The sequence below is a fragment of the Sphingomonas sp. CD22 genome (genome assembly GCF_034556155.1).
GTDB lineage: Bacteria > Pseudomonadota > Alphaproteobacteria > Sphingomonadales > Sphingomonadaceae > Sphingomonas.
Window position 1 is genome coordinate 211,576 of record NZ_JAYDYX010000003.1, and the last position, 25,526, is coordinate 237,101.

General features: G+C 68.7%; 27 protein-coding genes. 7 read left to right on the top strand and 20 right to left on the bottom strand.

What is annotated here, in order from left to right:
* Positions 1-27: 27 nt before the first annotated feature.
* From SFC76_RS07310 to hisG, 13 genes are all read right to left on the bottom strand, one after another.
* On the bottom strand, positions 28-201 hold the full coding sequence (locus tag SFC76_RS07310) for a DNA gyrase inhibitor YacG (protein WP_322848827.1): 174 nt from the start codon (positions 199-201) through the stop codon (positions 28-30).
* Positions 198-1,139 (bottom strand): ribonuclease, encoded by a 942-nt coding sequence (locus tag SFC76_RS07315; RefSeq protein ID WP_322848828.1) that lies wholly within the window; start codon positions 1,137-1,139, stop codon positions 198-200. The genes SFC76_RS07310 and SFC76_RS07315 overlap by 4 nt, the downstream gene beginning before the upstream one ends.
* A complete protein-coding gene (locus SFC76_RS07320; protein ID WP_322848829.1) occupies positions 1,132-1,701 on the bottom strand; it encodes a nucleoside triphosphate pyrophosphatase in 570 nt (189 codons plus the stop codon). Before SFC76_RS07320 ends, SFC76_RS07315 begins: the two co-directional genes overlap by 8 nt.
* A 15-nt stretch (positions 1,702-1,716) precedes the next feature.
* Positions 1,717-1,962, bottom strand: a complete 246-nt coding sequence (gene infA / locus SFC76_RS07325) for a translation initiation factor IF-1 (RefSeq protein ID WP_017977808.1) — start codon at positions 1,960-1,962, stop codon at positions 1,717-1,719.
* Between the two features lie 387 nt (positions 1,963-2,349).
* A complete protein-coding gene (locus SFC76_RS07330) occupies positions 2,350-4,314 on the bottom strand; it encodes an alpha/beta hydrolase family protein (RefSeq protein WP_416222402.1) in 1,965 nt (654 codons plus the stop codon).
* 411 nt (positions 4,315-4,725) lie between these two features.
* Positions 4,726-5,289 (bottom strand): hypothetical protein, encoded by a 564-nt coding sequence (locus SFC76_RS07335; protein ID WP_322848831.1) that lies wholly within the window; start codon positions 5,287-5,289, stop codon positions 4,726-4,728.
* Between the two features lie 519 nt (positions 5,290-5,808).
* A complete protein-coding gene (locus SFC76_RS07340; protein WP_322848832.1) occupies positions 5,809-7,980 on the bottom strand; it encodes a sodium-translocating pyrophosphatase in 2,172 nt (723 codons plus the stop codon).
* 112 nt (positions 7,981-8,092) lie between these two features.
* Positions 8,093-8,992 (bottom strand): thiamine-phosphate kinase, encoded by a 900-nt coding sequence (gene thiL, locus SFC76_RS07345; protein WP_322848833.1) that lies wholly within the window; start codon positions 8,990-8,992, stop codon positions 8,093-8,095.
* Positions 8,993-9,044: 52 nt separating this feature from the next.
* Positions 9,045-9,503, bottom strand: a complete 459-nt coding sequence (gene nusB / locus SFC76_RS07350; RefSeq protein ID WP_322848834.1) for a transcription antitermination factor NusB — start codon at positions 9,501-9,503, stop codon at positions 9,045-9,047.
* 84 nt (positions 9,504-9,587) lie between these two features.
* Complete coding sequence (locus tag SFC76_RS07355) at positions 9,588-10,142, bottom strand: fasciclin domain-containing protein (RefSeq protein WP_322848835.1); 555 nt, start codon at positions 10,140-10,142, stop codon at positions 9,588-9,590.
* Positions 10,143-10,323: 181 nt separating this feature from the next.
* Complete coding sequence (locus tag SFC76_RS07360) at positions 10,324-11,052, bottom strand: SIS domain-containing protein (protein ID WP_322848836.1); 729 nt, start codon at positions 11,050-11,052, stop codon at positions 10,324-10,326.
* Positions 11,053-11,294: 242 nt separating this feature from the next.
* On the bottom strand, positions 11,295-12,590 hold the full coding sequence (hisD, locus tag SFC76_RS07365; RefSeq protein ID WP_322848837.1) for a histidinol dehydrogenase: 1,296 nt from the start codon (positions 12,588-12,590) through the stop codon (positions 11,295-11,297).
* Positions 12,587-13,225 (bottom strand): ATP phosphoribosyltransferase, encoded by a 639-nt coding sequence (hisG, locus tag SFC76_RS07370; RefSeq protein ID WP_322848838.1) that lies wholly within the window; start codon positions 13,223-13,225, stop codon positions 12,587-12,589. The genes hisD and hisG overlap by 4 nt, the downstream gene beginning before the upstream one ends.
* Positions 13,226-13,315: 90 nt before the next feature.
* Here hisG and SFC76_RS07375 point away from each other — a divergent pair, with 90 nt between their 5' ends.
* Positions 13,316-14,416, top strand: a complete 1,101-nt coding sequence (locus SFC76_RS07375; protein WP_322848839.1) for a DUF2332 domain-containing protein — start codon at positions 13,316-13,318, stop codon at positions 14,414-14,416.
* Positions 14,417-14,578: 162 nt separating this feature from the next.
* On the opposite strand, the gene SFC76_RS07380 is transcribed toward SFC76_RS07375, so the two are convergent.
* From SFC76_RS07380 to SFC76_RS07405, 6 genes are all read right to left on the bottom strand, one after another.
* On the bottom strand, positions 14,579-15,061 hold the full coding sequence (locus SFC76_RS07380; RefSeq protein WP_322848840.1) for an RcnB family protein: 483 nt from the start codon (positions 15,059-15,061) through the stop codon (positions 14,579-14,581).
* Positions 15,062-15,269: 208 nt separating this feature from the next.
* Complete coding sequence (locus SFC76_RS07385; RefSeq protein ID WP_322848841.1) at positions 15,270-16,151, bottom strand: alpha/beta hydrolase; 882 nt, start codon at positions 16,149-16,151, stop codon at positions 15,270-15,272.
* A 66-nt stretch (positions 16,152-16,217) separates the two neighbouring features.
* The gene (locus SFC76_RS07390; RefSeq protein WP_322848842.1) at positions 16,218-17,117 is read right to left on the bottom strand and encodes a pirin family protein; all 900 of its coding nucleotides are present in this window, start codon (positions 17,115-17,117) and stop codon (positions 16,218-16,220) included.
* Positions 17,107-17,556, bottom strand: coding sequence for an NUDIX hydrolase (locus tag SFC76_RS07395; protein WP_322848843.1), 450 nt, complete (start codon positions 17,554-17,556; stop codon positions 17,107-17,109). Before SFC76_RS07395 ends, SFC76_RS07390 begins: the two co-directional genes overlap by 11 nt.
* A gap of 143 nt (positions 17,557-17,699) precedes the next feature.
* Positions 17,700-18,413 carry a glutathione S-transferase gene (locus SFC76_RS07400; RefSeq protein WP_322848844.1) on the bottom strand — a complete coding sequence of 238 codons (714 nt, stop codon included), beginning with the start codon at positions 18,411-18,413 and terminating at the stop codon, positions 17,700-17,702.
* Positions 18,414-18,417: 4 nt separating this feature from the next.
* Positions 18,418-18,705: a BolA family protein gene (locus SFC76_RS07405; protein ID WP_322848845.1), complete on the bottom strand. Its 288-nt coding sequence runs from the start codon at positions 18,703-18,705 to the stop codon at positions 18,418-18,420.
* Positions 18,706-18,799: 94 nt separating this feature from the next.
* Here SFC76_RS07405 and SFC76_RS07410 point away from each other — a divergent pair, with 94 nt between their 5' ends.
* The 6 genes from SFC76_RS07410 to SFC76_RS07435 all read left to right on the top strand — a co-directional run bounded on the left by SFC76_RS07410 (position 18,800) and on the right by SFC76_RS07435 (position 24,423).
* Positions 18,800-19,354, top strand: coding sequence for a J domain-containing protein (locus tag SFC76_RS07410; RefSeq protein ID WP_322849087.1), 555 nt, complete (start codon positions 18,800-18,802; stop codon positions 19,352-19,354).
* Positions 19,355-19,586: 232 nt separating this feature from the next.
* Positions 19,587-20,591 (top strand): cobaltochelatase subunit CobS, encoded by a 1,005-nt coding sequence (gene cobS / locus SFC76_RS07415; RefSeq protein ID WP_038662320.1) that lies wholly within the window; start codon positions 19,587-19,589, stop codon positions 20,589-20,591.
* Positions 20,592-20,598: 7 nt separating this feature from the next.
* Positions 20,599-20,901 (top strand): nucleotidyltransferase family protein, encoded by a 303-nt coding sequence (locus tag SFC76_RS07420; RefSeq protein ID WP_322848846.1) that lies wholly within the window; start codon positions 20,599-20,601, stop codon positions 20,899-20,901.
* Positions 20,891-21,232 (top strand): DUF86 domain-containing protein, encoded by a 342-nt coding sequence (locus tag SFC76_RS07425; RefSeq protein WP_322848847.1) that lies wholly within the window; start codon positions 20,891-20,893, stop codon positions 21,230-21,232. Before SFC76_RS07420 ends, SFC76_RS07425 begins: the two co-directional genes overlap by 11 nt.
* Positions 21,232-23,058, top strand: coding sequence for a cobaltochelatase subunit CobT (cobT, locus tag SFC76_RS07430; RefSeq protein WP_322848848.1), 1,827 nt, complete (start codon positions 21,232-21,234; stop codon positions 23,056-23,058). The genes SFC76_RS07425 and cobT overlap by 1 nt, the downstream gene beginning before the upstream one ends.
* A 126-nt stretch (positions 23,059-23,184) precedes the next feature.
* Positions 23,185-24,423 (top strand): dicarboxylate/amino acid:cation symporter, encoded by a 1,239-nt coding sequence (locus tag SFC76_RS07435; RefSeq protein WP_322848849.1) that lies wholly within the window; start codon positions 23,185-23,187, stop codon positions 24,421-24,423.
* Here the strand turns inward: SFC76_RS07435 and SFC76_RS07440 are convergent.
* Complete coding sequence (locus SFC76_RS07440) at positions 24,364-25,323, bottom strand: class I SAM-dependent methyltransferase (RefSeq protein WP_322848850.1); 960 nt, start codon at positions 25,321-25,323, stop codon at positions 24,364-24,366. The genes SFC76_RS07435 and SFC76_RS07440 overlap by 60 nt on opposite strands.
* Positions 25,324-25,526 lie beyond the last annotated feature (203 nt).

Genomic DNA, 25,526 nt, shown 5'->3' on the forward strand with positions numbered 1-25,526 from the left:
AGGATGCTCGCGATCGGAGCGCGGCCTTTAGTCAGCGGAATCGATGCTGTCTACCCCGTCTTTCTCTTCGTCCTTCACCGGAAGGCGATATCCCTCGCCGAGCCATTGCAGCAGATCGCGGTCGCGGCAGCCGCGCGAGCAGAAGGGCGTGTGGTCCGGCGTCGCCGGTTTGCCGCAGATCGGGCAGCTCTTTTCGGTCATGCGCAGTCCAGTCGATGGGTGACGCCGGTGCGGCGGGCAAGCTCCGCCAGCCATTCGGGGCGGCTGGTCAGTCGCGCGTGTACCGCGGGCGGCAGGCGGTGGTGAAGCGGGCTGCCCGGCGGTTCGCGCTCCAGGCGGCGCAACGTGGCGCGCGCGGCGGTGCCGGCGGGATCGGCGCGCAGCAACTCGGGCAGCGAGGCGCGGGGGCGGGGGCGGACGATCTGCAGGAAGCCGAAGCCGTTGACCGCGGTGCGCTCGAACGGCGGCGGCAGCGTCGCGTCGATCGCCTCGGCCACCGCCTGCCGCGCCGTCTTGTTGGCGAGCGTCGGAAAGTCGATGCCGATCGAGCCGCCGATCGCATGGCGGCGAATCGCCAGCGCGACCGCGCGCGCCGCGGCGATGGCGAGCGGATCGAGCGGCGGCGGGCCGTCGACGTCGAAGAGCGTCATCGCCGGGGTCGGCGACATGCGCAGGCCGCCGAGCGGGAAGACGATCTCGCCGCCGATCGCCTCGTCGAGCAGTTCGGACCAGCCGGCGGCTTCGAGCGCGTCGGGTTCGTGGGCGCGAAACGTGCGGACCGGCAGGCCGGTGGCGTGGAGCCGGGCGAGCAGGTCGGGTCCTTCGCCGAGCGGCGCATCGCTGGCGACCGCGCGGGGAGGCTTGGCGCGGCCGGCCTCGGGGATCGCCTCGCGCGCGATCTGGACGGTGAGGGCGGCGCCCTTGGTGACGCCGGGGGGGATGCGGGCGATCACCGCTTCTTGGCCGGCGATGTCGAGGCGGCCCATGCCGCCCGCGGTCAGTTCGACCAGCTTCGCGCGGGCGACAGTGCCGAGGCGGAGCGGGTCGGGCCGTTCGATCGCGGCCTCGACGATGCGGTCGTCCTCGACCAGCGCGGCGCGCGCCTCGCCGATGCCGGCTTCATAGAGCCATTCAGGCAAGCGGCAGGCCGGCGGTGCGCAGCAGCGCGCGCGTCTCCATCAGCGGCAGGCCGACGACGCCCGAATGGCTGCCGTGGAGGAAGCGCACGAACGCCTCGGCGCGGCCCTGGATGGCATAGCCGCCCGCCTTGCCCTCACCCTCGCCGCTGGCGACGTAAGCCTCGATCTCGGCGGGGTCGAGCGGGCGGAAGGCGACGATCGTGTCGGACAGCCGGTGGCGCAGCGTCCCCGCGGTGTCGATCACCGCGACCGCCGACAAGCAATGATGGCGCCGGCCGGAGAGCAACGCCAGCATGCGGCGCAGGTCGGCGTCATCCGCGGGTTTGCCGAGGATGCGGCGGCCGACCGCGATCGTCGTATCGCCGGCGAGGATGACCTCGCCCGGCGCTCGCTCGACCGCGCGGGCCTTGGCGCAGGCGATGCGCAGCACGTAGTCGCGCGGACGCTCCGCCGGCAAAGCCGATTCATCGATGTCGGGCGCGGTGATCCGGTCGGCGGCGAGGCCGAGCCGGCCGAGCAGTTCGCGACGGCGCGGGGACGAGGAGGCGAGAGCCAGCGACACGCGTCGCGCGGCCGCTTATTGCGGGCCGGGGCCGCCGCGACCGGGCATGAAGCGGTAGGTGATCCGGCCCTTGGTCAGATCGTAGGGGGTGAGTTCGACCAGGACCTCGTCGCCGACCAGCACGCGGATGCGGTTCTTGCGCATCTTGCCGGCGGTGTGTCCGAGAATTTCGTGATCGTTTTCGAGCTGGACACGGAACATCGCGTTGGGGAGCAATTCCACCACGCGGCCGCGCATCTCGAGCAATTCTTCCTTGGCCAAAAATCAACCTCTATTCGCGTGCTTCGGGCGCGCCCTTAGCGCAGGCTGCCGAAAAAGGGAAGCAATGGGGACCGGCGGGCGGGCGCCAACTTCACAAAGTTCGCGCATATCGCTGTCGGCAGCAGCGTGGATGTGGGGAGCGCCGGGCGGTTCGGCAAGCGCATGGCGACGGAGCGCGTTCCGGGAGACTGGCGCGCCGGGGACAGTCGATGGGTGGCAAAGAGCGCGTCGGTAGGTGGCAGATCTTTGGTGTGTAGGACAGGCGTGATTGCCTTGCAGATCAACCCAATAGCCCACTATCGATCAAGTTATTGAAGAGCAAAGCAAATATATTCTAAAGTAATGACGGCATCCGTAGACTCGACAATATACCTTGGCCGTAAACGATCATGCTGGGTTATATTTTGCCAAGAAGGCGTCCATGGCTTTAAGGAATTCCAGTCGGTCCTCAGTGCGGGTGAAATGGTGGTCGCCCAAGGGCTGTTCGATATATTCGTAGGGCTTGCCTGCCGCCTTCAACGCTTCGGCCATCTGTCGCGATTGTCTGACGGGGACGCGACGGTCGGCCTTGCCGTGCATCAGAAGGATGGGAATCGACACCTGAGCGGCGCCGAAGCGGGGCGAGACACCATGCAGATCCTGCGTGCGCTTGCTCCAATAGCGACCCGCGGTCTTGCCGTTGAGGAATTGCGCGTCGTAGTGTTTGATGCCAACCAGATCGGAAACGCCCGCATAGGAAATCGCGCAGCGGTAAAAGGTGCCATCACGCTGCGCGGCGCGGAGCGCGGCATAGCCGCCGTAGGAGGCGCCGGCGATGCAGACGCGTTTCGGATCGGCGATGCCCTCCTTGGCGAGATAGCCGATCGCGTCGTTGAGATCGTCCTGCATCTTCAGACCCCATTCGCCTTCACCCAGCTTGACGAAGGCGGTGCCATAGCCCGAGGAGCCGCGATAATTGGGCTGGATCACGGCATAGCCGATCTCCGCGAGATATTGCGTCCACCAATCCCATTCCTCACTGTCGCGGGCGATCGGTCCGCCGTGCGGCAGGACGATCAGCGGCAGGTTCCTGGCCGCTCGGCGGCGAGGGAGGGTTAGCACCGCATCGATCGCGGTGCCGTCGCGCGCAGTATAGCGGACGGTCTTTACCGGCGAGAGGCTGCGGTTGCCGAGCGTCCTGTTCTGATAGGCGTAACGCTGCATGCGCCCGACGGCGAGGTCCCAAAAATATAGCGTGCCGGCCTGCGAGGCGGTGCCGACCTCGACCAGCATGCGGCTGTCGTCTGCATTGCGCGAGACGATGCGCGCACGGCGGTTGCCGACCGCCTTGTCTGCCGCCTCCTGAATCTTCTTCATCTCCGGATCGAGCCAGACGGTATGCGGATAGGTGTCGGTGACCTGGACGCCGATGACATCAGTACCGTCGTGGTTCTCGATGATGCCGTCGATATTATAGCGATCGAGGCCGAATAGCTTCTTGCCGAGCTTGAGGTCGGGCAGCGAAACTTCATAGAGTTGATCGCGGCCACTGGTGTCGTCGGTAGCAAGCGCGGTGCCGTCGGCACGAAAGGTAAGCGGCACGACGACGCTCGTCTCGCTCTTGGGATCGTTGCGCGCGATGGTGTGAAAGAATTCGCTGTTACTCGTGCGATAGAGAAGGGATGCCCGACCGGTCGCATCGGCGTAGCGGACACCCATGCGGACGGTGCCGGCGCCGTCAGCGTGCCAGTTCCATACGTCCACTTGGCTGCTGGCGACACGCTTGGTCCGGCCGGTCGACACGTCGGCCTCCCATACCGACGGGTAGATTTCGTCGAGTGTTTCGATACCGGTCTGGCGCGAGAAGAGGATGCGTGGGCTGCCGTCGCGCGCAACCCAAAGCAGATCGTCCGCACGCAAGCCCGAACGCGGCCAGTCGATCCGCTGTACCTGCTTCATATCGGCGCTGACCCCGATCATCCGCGTCATATAGACATCGTCACCCTGGAACGGCACCTGCTGGCCGACGCCGACCGCAAGCCAGCCGTTGCCGACCCAGTGCCACCAGTTGATATCCATCTCCGGCCCGACCTTGATCGCGACGGGTTTGGCATGATCGAAGAGCGAGACGACGACGAGATGCTGTGCGCCTGCGACCGCCATCTTGCCGGCGATGTGCGTGCCGTCCGGCGAAAGGCTCGGATCGGCGAGGACCGGAAGTTCGGCAAAGGCTTCTACGGGAACGGTGGCTTGGGGGTCGACCGCGGGCGCGTCGGCAGCTTTGGGCGCGCCACCGCCGGTCTGGCTGCCTGCCGGCGCAGCAATCGCGGCAAGCAGGATGGTGGCAGCGCAACGTGCGTGACGACGGACCATGAAAGCGTGTCTCCCCCTTGCGCGGCCTTGCCCCCAAGACCGCATAGGGAGGGATGACGGGGGCCGTGGCAGGCTGCAAGCGCGGAGTGCGAAGTGTCTGTTTCGACTAGTGGAGTACCGCAACCATCGAGCAGGACGACGGCGGCTATCATGGCGGGCCACAGGACGAGCCGATAGTGGCTGCCGTCTCCGATCCCGAGGGCAAACCGCCGCGTCTGGACCGTTGGCTTAGCGGGAAGCTCGCAGAATTGGCGGGGTCGCAGTCGTCATTCGACGCACGCCAAGACCTGTCGACGCGCAGCCGACGTTTCGCGCATCATGGATGGCGCGCAATCCCTGGGTCCCGGCTTTCGCCGAGATGACCTGGGGGGCGTTATGTGCCCCGTCTCGCCATTGGAACGCGCGCCTGCGTCAGTCGGCCAGGGGGGCGTCGGGGCGATAGCCGACCTTGGCGATCACGGTCCCGTCGGGGTTCTTGCCGGCGCGGTAATAGGCGCCGATCTGCTGGCGTTGCGCCCAGGTCAGATCGTCCCAGTCTTCGCGGTCGTTGCTGGGATGCCGGCCGCCGATGCGCGTGTCGATGATCTTGCTTTTGCCGTTCGACGGCTGCTGGGTCCTGGCGCGGCCGATGCCCTTGGCCTTCAGTTCGTCGTCGAAGGCGCCGCTGTCGACCGCCTGTTCGAACTTTTCGAGGAACTCCTCGAAGCGATCGACCGGCAGGTGATTGGTCGTCGCGCCGTTGATCTGCAGCGTCTCGCCGCCGATCTTCACCGTCATCGCGAGGACGCCGTTCTTGATCTGCCACCAGCGGTTGGCCGCCCTGCTCGTATCGCTGTTACGCGCGGCGAACTGGTCGCGCATCCGCCTGATGCCGTCGAGCAGCGGCTTGCGCGCCTTGTGCGGATCGTCGTGCTGGACGTTGAAGGCATCGGCCAGACCCACATTGTCGATGAAGCCGGCAAGTGTGTCTTTCATCGTCCTACGCTCCTCCACGGTTGGAGGCGGCGGCTAGGCATCAGACCTTACCGATTTATCAACGAAATGGCCGGCGGATCGCGTGGCGGGTGCCGGGATCGGCGAAGGTTTGGGGAAGAAACGTTGTCTTTCCTGACGTTAGCTTGGGGTTGGCGTTGATGGGCAAAATTGTGGCGGTGCGGCTATCGGCGGGTTCGCGGGCCGGGTCGTTCGGGTCGATAGGAAAGATCGCGCGAAGGCGCGAAGGCGCAGAGGGAAGGAAGGCTTTGCGCGCGGAGGCGCGGAGAGCGCGGAGGTGTTGCTTTCGTGGGGTATCGCGCCTCCACCCCGGCGGAGGCCGGGGCCTATGGTTGCGGTAAGCTGCGATGTGGTGCGCTGCCGCGCCGTCGGCGCGTCCATGGGTCCCGACTTTCGTCGGGTTGACGAATGAGAGAGGCGGCTACTCTCCCTGTCGTGGGATCGGAGCCGATCCCGTTTCTCAACACCTCCGCGCGGCCCCGACGCCCTTGACGCAAGGGCTTACCCGCCGCCGCCCGCCGCCAGTGCGGCGAGGAGGAGCAGCGCGACGATGTTGGTGATCTTGATCATCGGGTTGACCGCCGGGCCGGCGGTGTCCTTGTAGGGATCGCCGACGGTGTCGCCGGTGATCGCGGCCTTGTGCGCCTCCGAGCCCTTGCCGCCGTAATTGCCGTCCTCGATATATTTCTTGGCATTGTCCCAGGCGCCGCCGCCGCTGGTCATCGAGATCGCGACGAACAGGCCGGAGACGATCACGCCGAGCAGCATCGCGCCGAGCGCGGCGAAGCCCTGCGCCTGACCCGCCACCGCGGTGATGACGAAGTAGAGCGCGATCGGGCTCGCCACCGGCAACAGGCTGGGCACGATCATCTCGCGGATCGCGGCGCGGGTGACGAGGTCGACGGTGCGGGCGTAATCGGGCCGGCTGGTGCCGAGCATGATGCCCGGATTGTCGCGGAACTGGCCGCGCACTTCCTCGACCACCGCGCCCGCCGCGCGGCCGACCGCGGTCATGCCGAACGCGCCGAACAGATAGGGCAGCAGCGCGCCGAGCAGCAGGCCGACGATGACATAGGGGTTGGACAGGCTGAAATCGACGGTGACGTCGGGGAAATAGGTCTGGAGGTCCGTCGTATAGGCGCCGAACAGCACGAGCGCGGCGAGCCCCGCCGAGCCGATCGCATAGCCCTTGGTCACCGCCTTGGTGGTGTTGCCGACCGCGTCGAGCGCGTCGGTGCGGCTGCGGACGTCGTCGGGCAGGCCGGCCATCTCCGCGATGCCGCCGGCATTGTCGGTGACCGGGCCGTAGGCGTCGAGCGCGACCACCATGCCGGCCAGCGCGAGCATTGCGGTCGCGGCGAAGGCGATGCCGATGATCCCGGCGAGCTGATAGGTGGCGATGACCGCGACGACGATCACCAGCGTCGGCATCGCGGTCGATTCGAGGCTGATCGCGAGGCCCTGGATGACGTTGGTGCCGTGGCCCGTCTGGCTGGCGGCGGCGATCGACTTGACCGGGCGATAGTTGGTGCCGGTGTAATATTCGGTGATCCAGACGATCAGCCCGGTGACGGCGAGACCGATCACCATGCACCAGAACAGGTCCATGCCGGTGAAGCTGGGGATCGCCCCCGCCGCCGCTGCGGGCTGGTCGAAGCCCGTGGTGAGGTCGTCCGACACCGCGTCGAGGAAGCCGGCGCTGCCGATCGTGCGGTGGAGGTCGCCGAGCACATATTGCGTGGCTAGATAGATGGCGGGGATCGACAGCAATGCCGAGGTCCAGAAGCCCTTGTAGAGCGCGCCCATGATGCTGCCCTTGCCGAGGCGGACCGCATAGGTGCCGATGATCGAGGTGACGATGCAGACGCCGCCGACGAGCAGCGGCAGGCTCATCAGCCGCATCAGCTCGGCGGCATCGGCGCGGATGAGGAGCGCGATCGAGATCATCGTGACGCCGAGCGTGACGACATAGGTTTCGAACAGGTCGGCGGCCATGCCGGCGCAATCGCCGACATTGTCGCCGACGTTGTCGGCGATCACCGCGGGGTTGCGCGGATCGTCCTCGGGAATGCCCGCCTCGACCTTGCCGACGAGGTCGGCGCCGACGTCGGCGGCCTTGGTGAAGATGCCGCCGCCCAATCGCGCGAAGATCGAGATGAGCGACGCGCCGAACGCCAGAGCGGTCAGCGCCTCGACGATGATCCGGTCGTTGGGGGCGTGACCGGCGGGACCGGTGAGATACCAGAAGAAGCCGCTGATCGCGAGCAGGCCGAGCCCGGCGACGAGCATGCCGGTGACCGCGCCCGAGCGGAACGCCATGGTGAGGCCGCCCTGCAGCGAATGGCGCGCAGCCTCCGCGGTGCGGACGTTGGCGCGGACCGAGATATTCATGCCGACATAGCCGGCGACGCCCGACAGGACCGCGCCGATGACGAAGCCGATCGTCGAGATCGCGCCCAATGCGGCGAACAGGATGACCGCGACGATGACGCCGACGATCGCGATGGTGGTATATTGGCGGCCGAGATAGGCCTTGGCGCCCTCCTGGATGGCGGCGGCGATGTCCTGCATTTTAGCGTCACCGGGCGATGCGCGCAGCACCTGTTGGCTGGTGACGAAGCCATAGACCACGGCGATGACGCCGCAGAGGATGGCGATGAAGACCGTGGTCATTCTCGCATCTCCTTCTCCTGTTGACGCACGGCCGATGTGTCCCGGTCTCGTGGCGCCTGACCGGAGGCTATGGCGCGGCGGCGGGGAGTGCAAGCGCGCCGTTGCGATGCGGCTAGTGTTCGAAGCCCAGGCGGGCGGGCAGGGGCAGGGGCTGGCCGTCGTCGTGGAGGTGGAGGCCGCCGCCGCGCGCGAAGCGGCCGAGGCGGGTGGCGACGACCGGCGGGACGACGTTGGCGGGCATCGCGAACAGTAATTCGTAATCGTCGCCCGCGGTCGCGGCGGCGAGGCGGGCGGCGCGGTCGTCGCCGGCGAAGGCGCGATAGGGCAGGGATAGCGGCACCGCAGCGAGATCGAGGTGGACGGCGAGGCCGCTCGCCTCGCCCATCCGCGCGGCGTCGATCAGCAGGCCGTCGCTGACGTCCATCATCGCATGCGCGATCCGGCTGAGCACGCGGCCCTCGGCGAGGCGCGGGGTCGGGCGGCGATAGCGTGCGGCGAGTTCGGCCGGGCCGTCCGCACCCTGCGCGATGGCGAGGCCGGCGCCAGCGTCGCCGATCGTGCCGGTGACCCAGAGCGCGTCATTCTCGCCGGCGCCGCCGCGGGGCGGGGCGGGGGTATCGCAGCCGAAGGCGGTGACGGTGAGGAACCGCGGCGCGCCCCTGGGAAGCGTCACCGTGTCGCCGCCGAGCAGGCTGGTACCGCAGGCGACGAGCACCTCGGCGAGGCCGGCGAGGAAGGCGCGATCCCAGGCGTCGTCGGAAAGCGGATAGTTGAGCAGGATGCCGTCGGGCCTCGCGCCCTTGCCGGCGATGTCGGAGAGGTTGGTGGCGACGAGCTTCCACGCGACGTCCTGCGGCGTGTCGGCGGAGAGGAAGTGGACCCCCTCGACCAACGTGTCGGTGGTGACGACGAGGGGGACGTGGAGCAGCCGCGCGGTATCGTCGCGAAGCCCGCGCGCCGCCGGATGGAGCGGCAGGGCGCGCAAGGCGGTGAGGAAGTCGGTTTCGGTCATGAGGCTCGGCCTGTCCTTCCAAATCCTCCCCCCGGCGGGGAAGGGATTCGGGTTACGCCGTGCGTACGTCCTTGGCGATGCCGTCGAGCAGGCCGTTGACGAAGCCCGCCTCGCGACGCTCGTAGAAGGCGTGGGCGATGTCGACATATTCGCTGATCGTCGCGCCGACCGGCACGTCGGCGCGCGCCATCAGCTCGTAGGTGCCGGCGCGCAGGATCGCCTTCATCGGCTTGTCGAGGCGGGCAAGCGTCCAGCCCTTGGCGAGCTTCTTCTCGATCGCGAGGTCGATCTCGCCGGCGCGCGCGGTCGTGCCCTTGACGAGGTCGTCGAAGAAATCGACGTCGGCGTCGGCATATTCCGCGTCCTCGATCGTCGCGCCGAGGCGGTGGTTGTGGAATTCGTGGAGCAGCGACGGCACCGCGGTGCCTTCCATCTCATGCTGGTAGAGCGCCTGGACGGCGGCAAGGCGGGCGGCGGCGCGCGCCTGGGTGCGGTTGGAGCTTCGGGACATCCGGCGGGCCTGTAATCGGATTGACGCGATCCGTCACCCCTTGACCGGGCCGCGACGCCGTGCGCGCCGCGGCCCGAAGCGGGATCAGGGCATCAGCACCGTGTCGACGACATGGATGACGCCGTTCGACTGCATGACGTCCTTGATCGTGACGTGGCTCATGCCGCCCTTGGCGTCGGTGAGCGTCAGCCGGTTGCCCATCATCGACGCGGTGAGCGGCTCGCCCTGCACCGTGGTCAGCGTCGCCTTGCCGCCACCGGCCTTGATCGCGGCGGCGATCTGCTTCGACGTCATCGTGCCGGCAACGACGTGATAGGTGAGGATGTTGGTCAGCGTCGCCTTGTTCTCGGGCTTGACCAGCGTGTCGACGGTGCCGGCGGGAAGCTTGGCGAAGGCGGCGTTGGTCGGCGCGAAGACGGTGAACGGGCCGGGGCCGGACAGCGTGTCGACCAGGCCGGCCGCCTTGACCGCGGCGACGAGCGTGGTGTGGTCCTTCGAATTGACCGCATTCTCGACGATCGTCTTGGTCGGGTACATCGCGGCGCCGCCGACCATCGGGTTCTTGGCGGCCGACATGGCCGGGCCGGCGGCGAGCATGGCGACGGCGGCGATCGCGGCGCGGACGTGGATCTTGGTCATGGGGCATCCTTCTCTTGGCGCACCCCTTTGTGGGCTGCTGGTGAGAGGTACGTCGGCGGCGCGGCCGGGGATGCCTTGGCTGAGGATTCATTCGCGCGGAGGCGCGGAGAAGACGGGGTGTCCGCGCAGAGAGGGGCCGGGTGCCGCGGATGCTTTCCACCCGTCCTGCGTCAGAGGCCTTTCAGGCGCGGTTTCCAGCGGCGGCGATGGCGGCGGCGGCGGTGTCGCCGTTCGTCGTGTTGGCGCTTTGATAGACGTCGATCGCGATGCCGCGGTCGGCGAGGCGCGCGGTCGCCTCCGCCAGCAGCGCGTTGATGATGAAGGCGCCGAGGATGGTGGAGGTCGGACCCATCACCGGTCCGTGCGGGGCGATCGCGACGCTGGCGTCGCCCGGAACGGCGCCGTTGTCGAGGATGATGTCGGCGACCTCGAACAGGCGCTGGCCCGAGGGGTATAGCGATCCGACGCTGCGCGAATGGCGCAGCGAGGTGATCGCGATCACGCTCGCGCCGCGCGATCGGCAGGCGAGCGCCATCTCGATCGGGAAGGCGTTGCGCCCCGAGTTGGACACGACGATGACGACATCGCCCGCCGCGACGGGGTAATTCGCCAGCAGCGCCTCGGCACGGCCCGCCTCGCGCTCCAGCGCCGAGGATCGCGTCGCGCTGACATGCAGCATCAGATCGGGGTCGAGGATCGCCTGTACCGCGGCGACGCCGCCGGCACGGTAGAAGGCCTCTTCCGCGATCAGATGGGAATGGCCGCTGCCCGCCACATAAATGATCCGGTCCGCCGCGAGCGCGCTGGCCACCGCGTCGCAGCCGCGATTGAAGTCATCGTCCGGCGAGGCGACGAACCGATCGAGCGCCTGGACGATGACGTCGCGATAGGCCTGGGTGAATCGTCCCATCTTCGTCGTTCCCCGCTTTGCCGTCATGGTCGCGGCGCGCAGCGTATCGCAAGCCGGGGACGCAGACCATCGCCGCCCGGGTCGGATCGACATTCAGGCAAATTTCTCCCCCGGGCGGGGAGGAATTTAGCCAAAACCCCGAATGTCGATCCGGCTTAGGACTCGTTCCGGGGTGACGGGGCGGGTTTGGAACGAGGCCGGCTTAAATGAAGGTTCAGCGCTGCCCTCGATCTCGATCCGCCCTATCGGTTGAGCCGCAGGCGTAGCGCCACCGAGCGGGCGTGGGCGGGGAGGCCTTCGGCGTGGGCGAGGGCGACCGTTGCCGGGCCGAGTTCGGCGAGCGCGGCTTCGTCCAGCCCCAAGAAGCTGGTGCGCTTCATGAAGTCGAGGACGGACAGGCCGCTGGCGAAGCGGGCGCGGCGGCCGGTGGGGAGGACGTGGTTGGGGCCGGCGACGTAATCGCCGATCGCCTCCGGCGTGTGGCGGCCGAGGAAGACGCTGCCGGCGTGGCGGACGCGGTCGAACAGCGACTGCGGGTCGTCGACGGCGAGCTGGAGATGTTCGGGGGCCAGACGGTCGATCAGCGGGCAAGCGGCCTCGAGCGAATCGACGACGATGATCGCGCCATTGGCGTCCCAGGCGGCGCGGGCGACCGCGGCGGTGGGGAGGATCGCCAGTTCCTCGCCGACCGCCGCCGCGACGCGGTCGGCGTAGGCGGCGTCGTCGGTGAACAGGATCGATTGCGTGGTGACGTCGTGCTCGGCCTGGCTGAGCAGGTCGGCGGCGGTCCATTGCGGGTCGTTGCGCGCGTCCGCCATCACGACGATCTCGCTGGGGCCGGCGACCATGTCGATGCCGACGACGCCGTAGACCTGGCGCTTGGCTTCGGCGACCCAGGCGTTGCCGGGGCCGGTGATCACGTCGACCGGCAGGATGCGGCCGGCGCCATAAGCCAGCGCGGCGATCGCCTGTGCGCCGCCGATCCGCCAGACCTCGTCCACCCCGGCGAGATGCGCGGCGGCGAGGACGAGATCGTTGATCTGGCCGTCGGGCGTGGGAGTGACCATCACCAGCCGCCCGACGCCCGCGACCTTGGCGGGGATCGCGTTCATCAGCAGCGACGAGGGGTAAGCGGCGCGGCCGCCGGGGACGTAGAGGCCGGCGGCATCGACCGGTCGCCAGCGCGCGCCGAGGCGGACGCCGGCATCGTCGGTATAATCGGTGTCGGTCGGCTTCTGGCGCTCGTGATAGGCGCGGATGCGGGTGGCGGCGAGATCGAGCGCGTCGCGCAACGACGGGTCGAGCGCGGCATAAGCGGCGGCGCAGGCGGCGGGTTCGATGCGCCAGCCGGTCTCGGCAAGATCGTGGCGGTCGAGCTTGCGGGTGAAGGCCGCCACCGCCGCCTCGCCGTCGTCGCGGACCGCGCGGATGATCGCAGCGACGTCGCGGGTGACGTCGGCGGAGGCTTCGCGGCGGCCCTCGACCAGAGCGGTGAAGGCGTCGGCGAAGCCGGCGTCGCGGGTGTCGAGGCGGATCATGCCGCCTGCCCTTGCGCGACGGCGCGGCGGAACGCCTCGACCAGCGGCACGACTTCGGGGCGGGTCTTCATCGCGGCACGGTTGACGATCAGGCGGCTGGTCACCTCGGCGATCACCTCGACCTCGACGAGGCCGTTTTCCTTCAAGGTCTTGCCCGAGGAGACGAGGTCGACGATGCGCGGCGCGAGGCCGAGCGTCGGTGCCAGCTCCATCGCGCCGTTCAGCTTCACGCATTCGGCCTGCACGCCGCGCGCGGCGAAATGCGCCGCGGTGGTGTGCGGATATTTGGTGGCGACGCGGACGTGGCTCCAGCCACGGGGATCGTCGGTCGCCGCCATCGCGGCGGGCTCGGCGACCGAGATGCGGCAATGGCCGATGCCGAGGTCGACCGGCGCGTAAAGTTCGGAATAGGCGAACTCCGCGAGCACGTCGGACCCCACGATGCCGAGCTGCGCGGCGCCGTGCGCGACGAAGGTCGCGACGTCGAAGGCGCGGACGCGGATCAGCTCGATATGCGGCACGTCGGTGGCGAAGCGCAGCGCGCGGCTGTCCGGGTCGCCGAAGGCGGCTTCGGGGTGGATACCGGCGCGCGCCAGCAACGGCAGCGCCTCGGCGAGGATACGGCCTTTCGGCACGGCGATGACTAAGGGGGGTGTCGGCACGGCCCGGGCTTTACTGACGGGCAGGGGTGGGCGCAACACGGCGTCGCGAAGGGGGGCGAGTCGATGGCGAACGAAGCGGAGAACCGGGCGGCATTCGATGTGCAGGCGGGCTATTGCGCGGCGATGGCGGCGCCGGTGACGGCGCGGGTCTGCGTGGCGCTGGGGCAGGCGCTCGACCGGACCAGCGCGACCGGGCGGCGGGTGCTCGACTGGCCGGGCGAGCCGGTGGCGGATGCGGTGGTGCTGCGGCTGATCGGCGGGCTGCATGCGCTGCATCGTGCGGGTGTGGACGCGGAGCTGTCGCGGGTGTTCGACGGTGCGGTGACCGATGCGGCGGCGGTCGCGGTGACGCTCGGGCGGGTGGTGCGCGAGCACGATGCGGCGCTGCTGCCCTGGCTCGACGGGCCGCCGCAGACCAACGAGGCGGCGCGGTCGGCGGGGCTGATGACGGGGCTGCTGCATCTGGCGACGCGGTTCGGGCCGCGGGTCGAGGTGCTGGAGATCGGGTCGAGCGCGGGGCTCAATCTGATGCTCGGGCGCTATCGGTTCGATCTCGGCGGCGTGGCGGTGGGGCCGGCGGACGCGGCGGTGCGGATCGCGCCGGAATGGCGCGGGGTGGCGCCGCCCGCCGCCACGGTCGCGGTGGTCGCGGCGCGCGGCGTCGATATCGCGCCGGTCGACGTCGGCGATCCCGCGCAGGCGGCGCGGCTGGAGGCCTATGTCTGGGTCGATGCGCAGGAGCGGCTGGCGCGGCTCGCCGCGGCGATCGGGGAGGTGCGCCGCGCCGGCGTCGATCTGGTGCGGGGCGATGCGGCGGATTGGGTCGAGGCGCGGCTCGCCGAGCCGCAGGCGGCGGGGGTGACGCGGGTGCTGATGCATTCGGTGGTGTGGCAGTACCTCTCCGCCGAGGGGCGGGCGCGGATCGTCGCGGCGATGGCGGCGGCGGGCGCGCGGGCGAGCGCGGAGCGGCCGCTCGGCTGGGTGATGATGGAGCCGAACCGCGATCTTCACCGCCACGAGGTGCGGGTGCGCGGCTGGCCGGGCGAGACGCCGATGGAGCTGGTGGCGCTGACCCATGCGCATGGCGCCTGGGTGGAGGGGCTGCCGGCGCCGTACGAAACGCGCGACTATGTGATGCGGCGCGGGGCGTATGAGGCGGATTGAATAAATCCTCCCCCGCCAGGGGGAGGTGGCACGCCGCAGGCGTGACGGAGGGGGAGGAAAGGGTGAGAGCCCGCGTCAAGGCTCCCACCCTTTCCTCCCCCTCCACCATTCGGCTATCGCCGAACGGTCCCCCTCCCCCTTGCGGGGGAGGAGTGGCTGTCATCAATAGAAGAAGCGGTTGTAGACCTGCACGGCGCGGCCCGAGCGGGTGTCGACGAGCACCACGTCGTTGCCGTAGCGGACCCAGCGCTGGTAGCCGTAGCCCGGGCGCGGCAGGCGATAGGTGCCGTAGTCGTTGATCCAGTAACGCTGACCGTAATATTCCGGCGCGAAGCGATAGCCGACGTTCACCGGGCGATAGCGATAGCCGCGCGGACCGGCATAACCGCCGCGGGTGTAGACGTCGCGGTGGGTGCGGCGATAGTCGCGCCAATCCTCGCGCAATTCGCGGCGATCCTCGCGGACCTCGCGGCGGGCTTCGCGGACGTCACCGCGGTCGCCGTACGCGCGGGCACGGGCGAGATCGCGCTCGCTCTGGCGCACTTCGCGTTCGCTCTGGCGCACTTCGCGACCGCTCTGCGCGGTGGCGGTTGCGGCGGGCAGGATGGTCGCGGCGGCGATGGCGGCGATGATGATCTTACGCATCGTAACACTCCTTTCGATCGGGCGCCCCAGCGGGGCATGGCCGCTTATTCGGCCTATCCGCCTGAACGAACGAAGAATGTTTTGGTCAGCAACGCGAAAGCTGGGCGCCTGCTCACCCTCACGCCTCGGCGCTGCGCGCCTTTCCCCTCTCCCACCGGGAGAGGGGAGGAGACGGCGAAGCCGGCGAGGGGTGAGGGTGAGCGAAGCTTCAGATGTTCCAGCGGCGCATCGCGGCGAGGACGGCTTCGGGCTTTTCCCATGGGACGAAATGGCCGGCGTCGATCTTCTCGACGGTCAGCTTCGGCACATAGGGACCGAGATCGTCGACCAGCGGCGGCAGCAACGCCGAATCGCGCATCCCCCAGATCACCAAAGTGTCCTGCGTCACCGGCGGGAAGGGGCGGTCGAGGAAGGCGGGGCGGGGCGGGGCTTCGTCCGGCGCGGGGACGATGACGGTCGAGGCGCGATACCAGTTGAGCATCGCGGTCATCGCGCCGGGCTGCGACCATTCGTCGAGATAGGCGGCCTTGTCGGCGCCGGCGATCGCCTGGGTGACGTGCTGCGCGAAGGTCGAGCCGAAGAACCGCTCGAGGCCGGCGCCGGTGAGGCCCTGGTCGATCCGGGTGTCGCGGAAGCGGGTGACATATTGGCTCGCCCGGCGTTGGGCGGGATCGTCGAACAAGGCGCGCTGGAAGAGATAGGGGTGGGGGGCGTTGACGATCACCAGCCGCGCGACGCGGCTGGGCCGGGCGAGCGCCGCCATCCACGCGATCGCGCCGCCCCAGTCGTGGCCGACCAGCGTGAACCGGTCGATGTCCAGATGATCGGCGAGCGCGACGAGGTCGGCGAGGATCGTGTCGGCGGTATAAGCCTCGACGCCCTCGGGCTTGGACGAGCGGGCGAAGCCGCGCTGGTCGGGGGCGACGACATAATGGTCGCGGGCGAGGTCGGGCAGGATACCGCGCCACGTGCGATGCGATTCGGGGAAGCCGTGGAGCAGGATCACCGGGGGATGCGCGGGATCGCCGGCGATGGCGACGTCGAGTTCGACGCCGGTGGGGAGGGCGATGCGCCGTAACGCTGGGGTCATGAGGCTCTCCTGTGCTGCACCGTCCCTGTTTCGTCATCCCCGCGGAGGCGGGGCCGGCATAGGGGATCAGGGATAGCTCACCGTGTTCGGGACTTCGGGGATGGGAATCCATTCCTTGTCGTCGCCGGGGACCACCGGGAACTCGCCGGCCTTCCACGCGCGCTTGGCCTCGTTGATCCGTTCGCGGCTCGACGAGACGAAGTTCCACCAGACGTGGCGCGGGGTGCGGAAGGCGTCGCCGCCCGCCAGCATCGCGCGGCCGCCGCTCGCCGAGCGCAACGTCGCGGCGATGCCGGGGCGCAGCACGTAGAGCTTCATCGGTTCGAGCGGCACGCCCTCCAGCGTCGCCTCGCCCATCGCGAGATAGACCGCGCGCTCCTCGGCGGCGGCGTCGATCGGCACGCTCGCGCCGGGGTCGAGCGCGATGTCGGCGTAGATCGTGCCGGCATAGGTCGTCGTCGGCGCGCGCTGCCCCCACAATTCGCCCATGATGATGCGCGCGCGGGCGCCGTGCGCGGCGACCGTCGGCAGCGCGGCCTTGGCGACGTGTTCGAACGCCGGATCGATCTCCTCCTGCGCCTCGGGCAGCGCGAGCCAGGTCTGGATGCCGGACAGCGCCGGACCGGCCCGACGCTCGTCGCCGGGCGAGCGTTCCGAATGGACGATGCCGTTGCCGGCGGTCATCAGATTGACCGCGCCGGGGGCGATCCGCTGCTGCGTGCCGAGCGAATCGCGATGGTCGATCGCGCCGTCGAACAGATAGGTCACCGTCGCGAGGTTGATATGCGGGTGCGGGCGCACGTCGATGCCGTTGCCGATCTCGAGATGGGCCGGCCCCATCTGGTCGAAGAACAGGAACGGGCCGACCATCGTCCGCTCCTTGTTGGGAAGCGTGCGGTGGACCTTGAAGCCGCCGAGGTCGTGGGTGACCGGGGTGATGGTCTGGAGGACGAAGTCATCGAGCACGGGCAGGCTCCGTTTCGCTGAGAAGCTGTTCGAGATCAGCAGGATAGATGGTTTCGGGCCAATCGGCCAGTTCGTGACGCTCGAACCAGCGCGAGCCGGCGAGGACGCGCTGCTCCAATTCGGTGAGCGCGCCGGCCTTGACCTCGTGCCGGTCGATGTCGACGCGGAAATAGCGTTCGTCGGCGATCACCTCGACGCGTTCGAAGGTGAGGAATTCGCAGGTGCGCTGCGCCACCTCGGGTCCGCAATCCATGTCGAGGCCGACCTCCTCCCACAATTCGCGGCGGGCGGCCTGCGCGTAGCTCTCGCCGGGATCGACCGCGCCACCGGGGGTGCACCAGAGCGGCGGGCGGTCGTCGGGCGTGAAGCGCATGAGCAGCACGCGACCGGCGCCGTCGACGAGCAGGATGCGGGCGGCGGGGCGGGGGATGCGAGCCATCGCACGGCTTTACCCGGTCGCGGGGGCGGCGCGAAGGCGGCAAACGCGAAACGCTGTCGTTCCGCAGGCTTGGGGGATACCCCATCCCGTCATCCCGGGTCGAGCCCGGGATGACGGGATGGGGCAGGTCGGCGAACCTGCCGCTACGCCGCGTCGAGCTCGGGATAGTGGCGGAAGATACCGTCGGTGTTGAACGGCAGGCGGCGGTCGCTGGCCAGATAGGCGCGGATGCCGGGCAAATCGGCGACCGCGCCGTGCAGGCGGAGGAGGGCGGGGTAGCTCGGCGCCAGCGTCGCCATCCGCTGGGGGAACATGTAGCGCAGCCCTTCGATCAGCTGGAACAGCGAGGTGTCGCCATAGGTCCAGCGATGATCGATCAGCCAGTCGCCGGGGCCCTGCGCTGCCGCCGCCTCGAAATGATCGAGATATTTGGGCAGCCGCTCGTCGCGGAACTGTGCGGCGGCGCGGGCGGCCTCGGGTTTCTGGTCGTCGTAATAGTCCATCATCGCGACGGGGTGATGGACGTTGTGGACCTCCGCGACGAGGTCGGCGATCGTCAGTTGCAACTGGTTGAGCCAATAGCGGTCGGCAAGGTTGGAGGGCACCAGGTCGTGCTGCTGGCCGAGGAACTGGAGGATGTTGGCGACCTGCGCGATCGCATGGCCGTCGAGCGCGAGATAGGGCGGCGCATACGGACCGCGGCCATCTCCGGCGCGCGTTTCCAAGTCCTGCATCATCGCCTCGGCACCCTGGGTACGGGCGCAATCCTCATAGGCGATGCCGGCGGCTTCGAGCGCCAGGCGGACGAACTCGCCGCGACCCTGGATCGTCGGCCAATACCACAAGCGATAGACCATGCGCTTATTCCCCCGGCGCGCGGGCCTTGATGGCGAGCGCATGGATGCGCGTCGACAACAGATCGGCGAGCGCTTGGTTCACCGCGCGCTGACGCGCGACGCGGCTGGCACCGATGAAGGCGGGGCTCTCGACGACGACGGTGAAGTGCGATTCGCCGGTGCCGTCGTCGCCCATATGGCCGGCGTGGAGGTGGCTGTCGTTGCGGACTTCGAGATGGGTGGGGGCGAGCGCGGCGGTCAGGCGGGCGGCGATGATGTCGGCGAGCGGAGCGGCGGTAGCGGTGTCGGTCATCGCGCCTATATATCGGCATTGCGCCAATTAGGGAGCGTTCGTGACGCGCGCGAGTGACGAGAAGGACCGGCCGCAGACGCGGTTTCACGGTCGCATGGAAGCACAGGGCCGGGTGTGTGCCGAGCCGGGCTGCGAGGAGCCGGGCGAATTCCGCGCACCGCCGCTGGAGGGCGCCGCGACGAGCAACGGGCCGGGCGCGTTCCGCTGGATGTGCCTCGACCATGTCCGCGCGTTCAACAGCCGCTACAATTTCTTCGACGGCATGACCGCCGACGAGATCCATCAGGCACAGCGGCCGATGGCGGGCTGGGAGAACGAGACGCGCGCGTTCGCGCGGGCGGGCTATGGCGACCAGGGCCCGCGCTGGGCGGACTTCAACGATCCGCTCGACGCGATCGGCGCTCGCTATCGCCGCGAGGCCGCGCCCGAGCGGAGCGACGGCAAGCCTTTGTCGGGGCAGGATCGCGCGAGTCTCAAGGTGCTCGGGCTGGCGGCGGATGCCGACCGGCCGGCGCTGCGCAAACGCTATTCGGAGCTGGTGCGGCGCTATCACCCGGATCGCAACGGCGGCGATCGGAGCCACGAGGCGATGCTGCAATCGGTGATCGCGGCATATCAGCAATTGCGGCAGGCGCCCGCCTTCGTGTGAGGGGGCTCGTCATCCGGCCCGCCGCCGTGCGGCGATATCTCTCTTCGTATCGCCCATCCGTCTTTACGGGAATTTCCGATACTTGGCACCTTTGCGGCGCAGAACGGCGCGGCGGCGGCTTGACGGCGGGGCAATCCGTTTCCACTGGATATGTGTTGCGCCATTCGCTCGCTTCGCGCGTTGGGGAGGGCCGCCTCTCATTTGCCCAGCTTCGAAACGGTGCCCCGACCCGATGACCGACATCCCCAATACCCAGCCCGACAGCCGCGAGACGACGATCCTCGATGCCCCCGACAAGATGGTCGGCATCCGCGAGCTGTTCGGCATCGACAGCGATATGCAGGTGCCCGCGTTCAGCGAGGCGGACGAACGCGTCCCCGATCTCGACCCCGCCTATGTCTTCGATCCGGACACGACGCTGGCGGTGCTGGCGGGCTTCGCGCATAACCGGCGCGTGATGGTGCAGGGCTATCACGGTACCGGCAAGTCGAGCCATATCGAACAGGTCGCGGCGCGGCTCAACTGGCCGTGTATCCGCATCAACCTCGACGCGCATATCAGCCGTATCGACCTGATCGGCCGCGACGCGATCGTGCTGCGCGACGGCCAGCAGGTGACTGAATTCCGCGAGGGCCTCCTGCCGTGGGCGTTGCAGACGCCGACCGCTTTGGTGTTCGACGAATATGACGCAGGCCGGCCTGACGTAATGTTCGTGATCCAGCGCGTGCTGGAAACCGAGGGCAAGCTGACGCTGCTCGACCAGAACCGCGTGATCCGCCCGAACCCGTGGTTCCGGCTGTTCGCGACCGCCAATACGGTCGGCCTCGGCGATACCAGCGGGCTCTATCATGGCACGCAGCAGATCAACCAGGGCCAGATGGACCGCTGGAACATCGTCGTCACGCTCAATTATCTGCCCGCGGCGGTCGAATCGCAGATCGTGCTCGCCAAGTCGGGCGAGTACGACAAGCCCGAGGGGAAGAAGACCGTCGAACAGATGGTCCGCGTCGCCGACATGACGCGCAAGGGCTTCGTCAACGGCGATATCTCGACGGTGATGAGCCCGCGTACGGTGATCACCTGGGCGCAAAACACGTTGATCTTCGGCGACGTCGGCTTCGCGTTCCGGTTGAGCTTCCTCAACAAATGCGACGAGAACGAGCGCCCGCTGGTCGCGGAATATTTCCAGCGCGTGTTCGGCAAGGACCTGCCGGAGAGCGTGGTGGGGAAAGCGTAAGGACCGGATGACGAAGGCCGAGGCTCTCGAGCGGTTGCGTGCGCGTGAACCCGAACTGCGCCAGCTCGGGATCACGCGGCTGTCGATTTTCGGATCGACGGCGCGCGACGAGGCGCGGCCGGACTCGGACGTCGATCTCGTCGCGACGGTGGATTATGATGCGATCCGTGCGCTCGGCCCGTTCGGCTTCTTCGGGATCGAAGGCCGGATCGAGGACATGCTCGGTGTCAAGGTCGACTTCATGACCGAGGCGTCGCTGGAGCCGCGGTTGCAGGCGCAGGTCGATCGGGATCGCGTCCATGTCTTTTGATCGTATTGAAAGCCGTCTTCACCATATCGTCGACAATGCCGACCGCATCTCGGTCTATCTCGACGGCTACGATTACGATCGCTTCCGGGCGGACCAGCTGGTCGCCGATGCGGTCGAACGGTGTATCGAACGGATATCGGAAGCGGTCGTACAGATCGGTGCGGAAGCCGTTGGTGTGCTCGCTCTCCCCGTACCGTTCAACGATGTGCGTAGTCTCGGCAATCGACTGCGCCATGAATACAGCCGGATCGATTCGCAGGTTATCTACGATACGGCGCGCACCGATATCCCCGCGCTGCTGGACGCCGCGCAACGCGCACTGGACAATTGATGGCAAACGATACCCCCCTCGACCGGTTCAAGGCGGTGCTCGCCGGGACGGCGCGCGCGATTTCGGAGGAGCCGGAGGTCGAACTCGGCTTCACCGCCGATGCGCCGGTGCAATCGGGCAAGCATATCAAGGTGCCGATGCCGCCGCGCACGCTGCCTGCCGAGCAAGTGGCGGAGGCGCGCGGCTTTTCCGACGGTTTCGCGTTGCGGCTGCGCCATCATGACGATGCGCTGCATTCGCGTCATGCGCCGGCCGAGGCGGTGGCGCGGTCGGTGTTCGACGCGGTCGAGAGCGCGCGGGTCGAGGCCCTGGGCAGCCGCGGCTATGCGGGGATCACCGACAATCTGGCGCATGCGCTCGACGTGCGGATGCGCAGCGACCCGATCACGCGCGCGCGGACGCGCGAGGAAGTGCCGCTGGCCAGCGCATTGTCGCTGCTGGTGCGCGAGAAACTGACCGGGCTGGAGGCGCCCGCCGCCGCGGCGCCCGGCCTCGCTTTGGTGCGCGAATGGATTGACGCGCGCACCGATCTGTCGAGCCTCGCGCTCGCGCTCGACGACCAGCGTGCCTTCCAGAGCCTCGCGATGAAGATGCTCGAGGAGCTGGAATTGGTCGAGGGCGAGGTCTTGCCCGAGAATGCCGACGAGGGCGGTTCGGAGGACGAAGGCACCGACGAGCAGCAGCAGGACGAGGGCGAGGAGGATCAGGAGCAGGAGGGCGGCCAAGGCGAAGGCGAGGTCGACGCCCGCGGCGAGGCGCAGGAATCGGACAGCGACGACGGCGAAGGCGAGGAATTCGGCGACCAGTCGATGGACGACCTCGACGGCGAACCCGGCGACGACGGGGACGAGGGGATGCAGCCGGTGCGCCCCAACCGCCCGAACAGCGATTTCATGCCGCAGTTCGAATATAAGCCGTGGACGACGCAGTTCGACGAGGTCGTCGCCGCCACCGACCTGTGCGACGCCGAGGAACTGGCGCGGCTGCGCGGCTATCTCGACCAGCAGCTCGCGCATCTGCAGTCGGCGGTGTCGAAGCTCGCCAACCGCTTGCAACGCCGGCTGATGGCGCAGCAGTCGCGGTCGTGGGATTTCGATCAGGACGAGGGCATGCTCGACGCGGCGCGGCTGGCGCGCGTCGTTGTCACACCGGGCCAGTCGCTGAGCTACAAGATCGAGCGCGAGACCGATTTCCGCGACACGGTGGTGACGCTGTTGATCGACAATTCGGGTTCGATGCGCGGCCGGCCGATCGGCATCGCCGCGATCAGCGCCGATATCCTCGCGCGGACGCTGGAGCGCTGCGGCGTGAAGACCGAGATCCTGGGCTTCACGACCCGCGCGTGGAAGGGCGGGCAGGCGCGCGAGACGTGGCTGGCGGCGGGGCGCCCGCCGCAGCCGGGGCGGCTCAATGATATCCGCCACATCGTCTACAAGAAGGCGGACGAGCCGTGGCGGCGCGCCCGCACCAACCTCGGCCTGATGATGCGCGAGGGGCTGCTCAAGGAGAATATTGACGGCGAGGCGCTGCTCTGGGCGCACAGCCGGCTGCTCGCGCGGCCCGAGGAGCGGCGCATCCTGATGGTGATCAGCGACGGCGCGCCGGTCGACGATTCGACGCTGTCGGTCAATTCGGGCAGCTATCTGGAGCGGCATCTGCGCCAGGTGATCGGCTGGATCGAGGGCAAGTCGCCGGTCGAGCTGGTCGCGATCGGCATCGGCCACGACGTGACGCGCTATTATGCGCGTGCGGTGACGATCATGGACGCCGAGCAACTGGGCGGCACAATCATCGAGCAACTGGCGGCCTTGTTCGACACACCGTGACGTAAGTCGCGGATTAACTGGTAAAATAATCTGCTTCCTGCTTCGGTGCGCGGCACGATCGGGGAGGAATTACGTGAAGCCTGCGCAGGATGGATTTGGGTTCCGCCATCGACCGGCGATGGCGCGTTGAACCGATCCGCACTGCGCATACTTGCCGGCCTCGCGCTCGGGTTAATCGGCGGGGCGGTCGTCAGCGGACGGTCGTTCGCCGGGGCGCTGCTGGCGATTAGCGGGCCGGTCGGGCGGCTGTGGCTCGATGCGTTGACGATGACGGTGGTGCCGCTCGTCTTCTCGCTGCTCGTCACCGGCATCCTCGGTGCGGCGCAGGACGCGCGGCAGGATCGGGTGGCGTTGCGCGCGTTGCTGTGGTTCGCGGCGTTGCTGTGCGGCGGGTGCCTCGCGGCGGCGGCGAGCACGACCTTGCTGCTGCACCTGTGGCCGGTCGGCGATGCGGCGGCGTTGCGACCGGTCGGCGCGGTGCCGGTGATCGGCGGGGCGGGGGACTGGCTCGGCAACATCATCCCGACCAATCCGATAAAGGCGGCGGCGGAGACGGCGATGGTGCCGCTAGTCGTGTTCGCCCTGTTTTTCGGCTTTGCGGCGGCGCGCGTCGCGCCCGAGCTGCAACGCGCGTTGCAGACGATGTTCCGCGCGATCGCCGAGACGATGCTGGTGATCGTGCAATGGGTGCTGCTGGTCGCGCCGATCGGCGTGTTCGCGCTCGCCTTCGGGCTCGGCGCGCGGGCGGGGAGCGGCGCGGTCGCGGTGCTGGCGCAGTATGTCGTGATCGTCGCCTGCGCGTGCCTGCTGATCGCCGTGCTCGCCTATGTCGTCGTGCTGGTCGGCGGCGGGCTGTCGCCGCTGCGCTTCGCCAAGGCGGCGCTGCCGGCGCAGGTCGTCGCGCTGTCGACGCAATCGTCGCTGGCGACGCTGCCGGCGATGATCGAGGCGGCGCCCGCGCTGGGTGTCGAGCGCAATGCGGCGGGGATCATCCTGCCGCTCGCGGTGTCGATCTTCCGCGCTGCGAGCGCCGCCGCCAATATCGCGGTCGCGCTGTATCTGGCGGCGGTCTACGGCGTGTCGCCGGGGATCGGCATGCTGGTGATGGGCGCCCTGGTGGCCGCCGCCGTCAGCCTCGCCGCGGTCGGGCTGCCGGCGCAGGTGTCGTTCTTCGCGACGATCGGGCCGGTGTGCCTCGCGCTCGGCGTGCCGGTGGAGCTGTTGCCGCTGCTGCTCGCGGTCGAGACGATCCCCGATCTGTTCCGCACCGTCGGCAACGTCACCGCCGACATGGCGGTGATGCGGCTAGCCAGCGCGGGTGACGACCGCGGCGACCAGCGCGATGCGATCGACGTCGCGGTATAGGTCGTTCTCCAGTTCTTCGCCGAAGACGTCGGGGTCGATCTCGCGATAGCGCATCGTGCAGCCGCGCGCCGCCGCCGCCTCGGCGAGCGCGGCGGCGAGCTGGTCGTGGCCGCGGACGATCGCGCTGCCGGTGTACAGGATCAGCCGGCCGGCGGGGGCGAGCCGGTCCATCGCCATCACCGCCATGTCGAGCGACACCTGCCCGCCGTGCATCGCGCCGCCGTGACGGTAGAGCCGCTTGCCGCTGTCGATGACATAGGGCGGGTTGGCGGTGGCGACGTCGATCTCGCCCGCTATCGCGGCAAGGCTGTCGCTTTCGTGGAAGTCGGCACGGATGCCCGCGGCGGCGGCGTTGATGCGGGCGAAGCGCAATGCGGCCGGATTGACGTCGGTCATATGGATGCGCAGCCCCGGGCAGGCGGTGGCGGCGACGAGGCCGCCGACGCCCGAGCCGGTGCCGATATCGACCATCTGCGCGCCGTCGCGTGCCGGACAGTCGCGCAATTCGTCGCGGATCAGGTCCGCGAAGCGATAGCTGTCCGGGCCGAAGAAGACCGCGTCGGCATCGTCGGTCGGATACGCCGAGTGGATGAAGAGATGGTCGTGGAGGCGCGAGACGCGGATCGTCGCGCGGCGGCGATCCCCCGCGGGCGCAGTGAGGCCGGCGCGGTCGAGCAGCGCCTCGATCGCCGGGTCGCAGTCGCCGGGGCGATAGGGCAGGCTCCAGCCAAGCATGTCCTCGACGCAGCGCGCATCCTGCCGATCGGGACGGGCAAGGACGCGGGCGTGCGTCGCCGGGGTCGGGGTGACGAAGCGATAGTCGCGGTCGCGCAACAGGGTGAGGAGTTGCAGCAGCTCGGCATCCGCCGATCGAAGGGCCGGCTGGTCCGGTCTCGACACCCGTATTTCTCCGTGGATCGTTGATGTGGCGTAACGTCTTGGGATGGTGGGGGTTCCTGCGGTTTGGGGGGCGTTCGTCCGATCTCCGTCATGCCGGACTCGTTCTGGCATCCGCGGGGAAGAACCGTCGACCCCGAGGGAGTGTCGACGGGTCGAGACCTTCGCGAGAGTCCGTACCGGGCAGCACAGTGCTACTGCGAAAG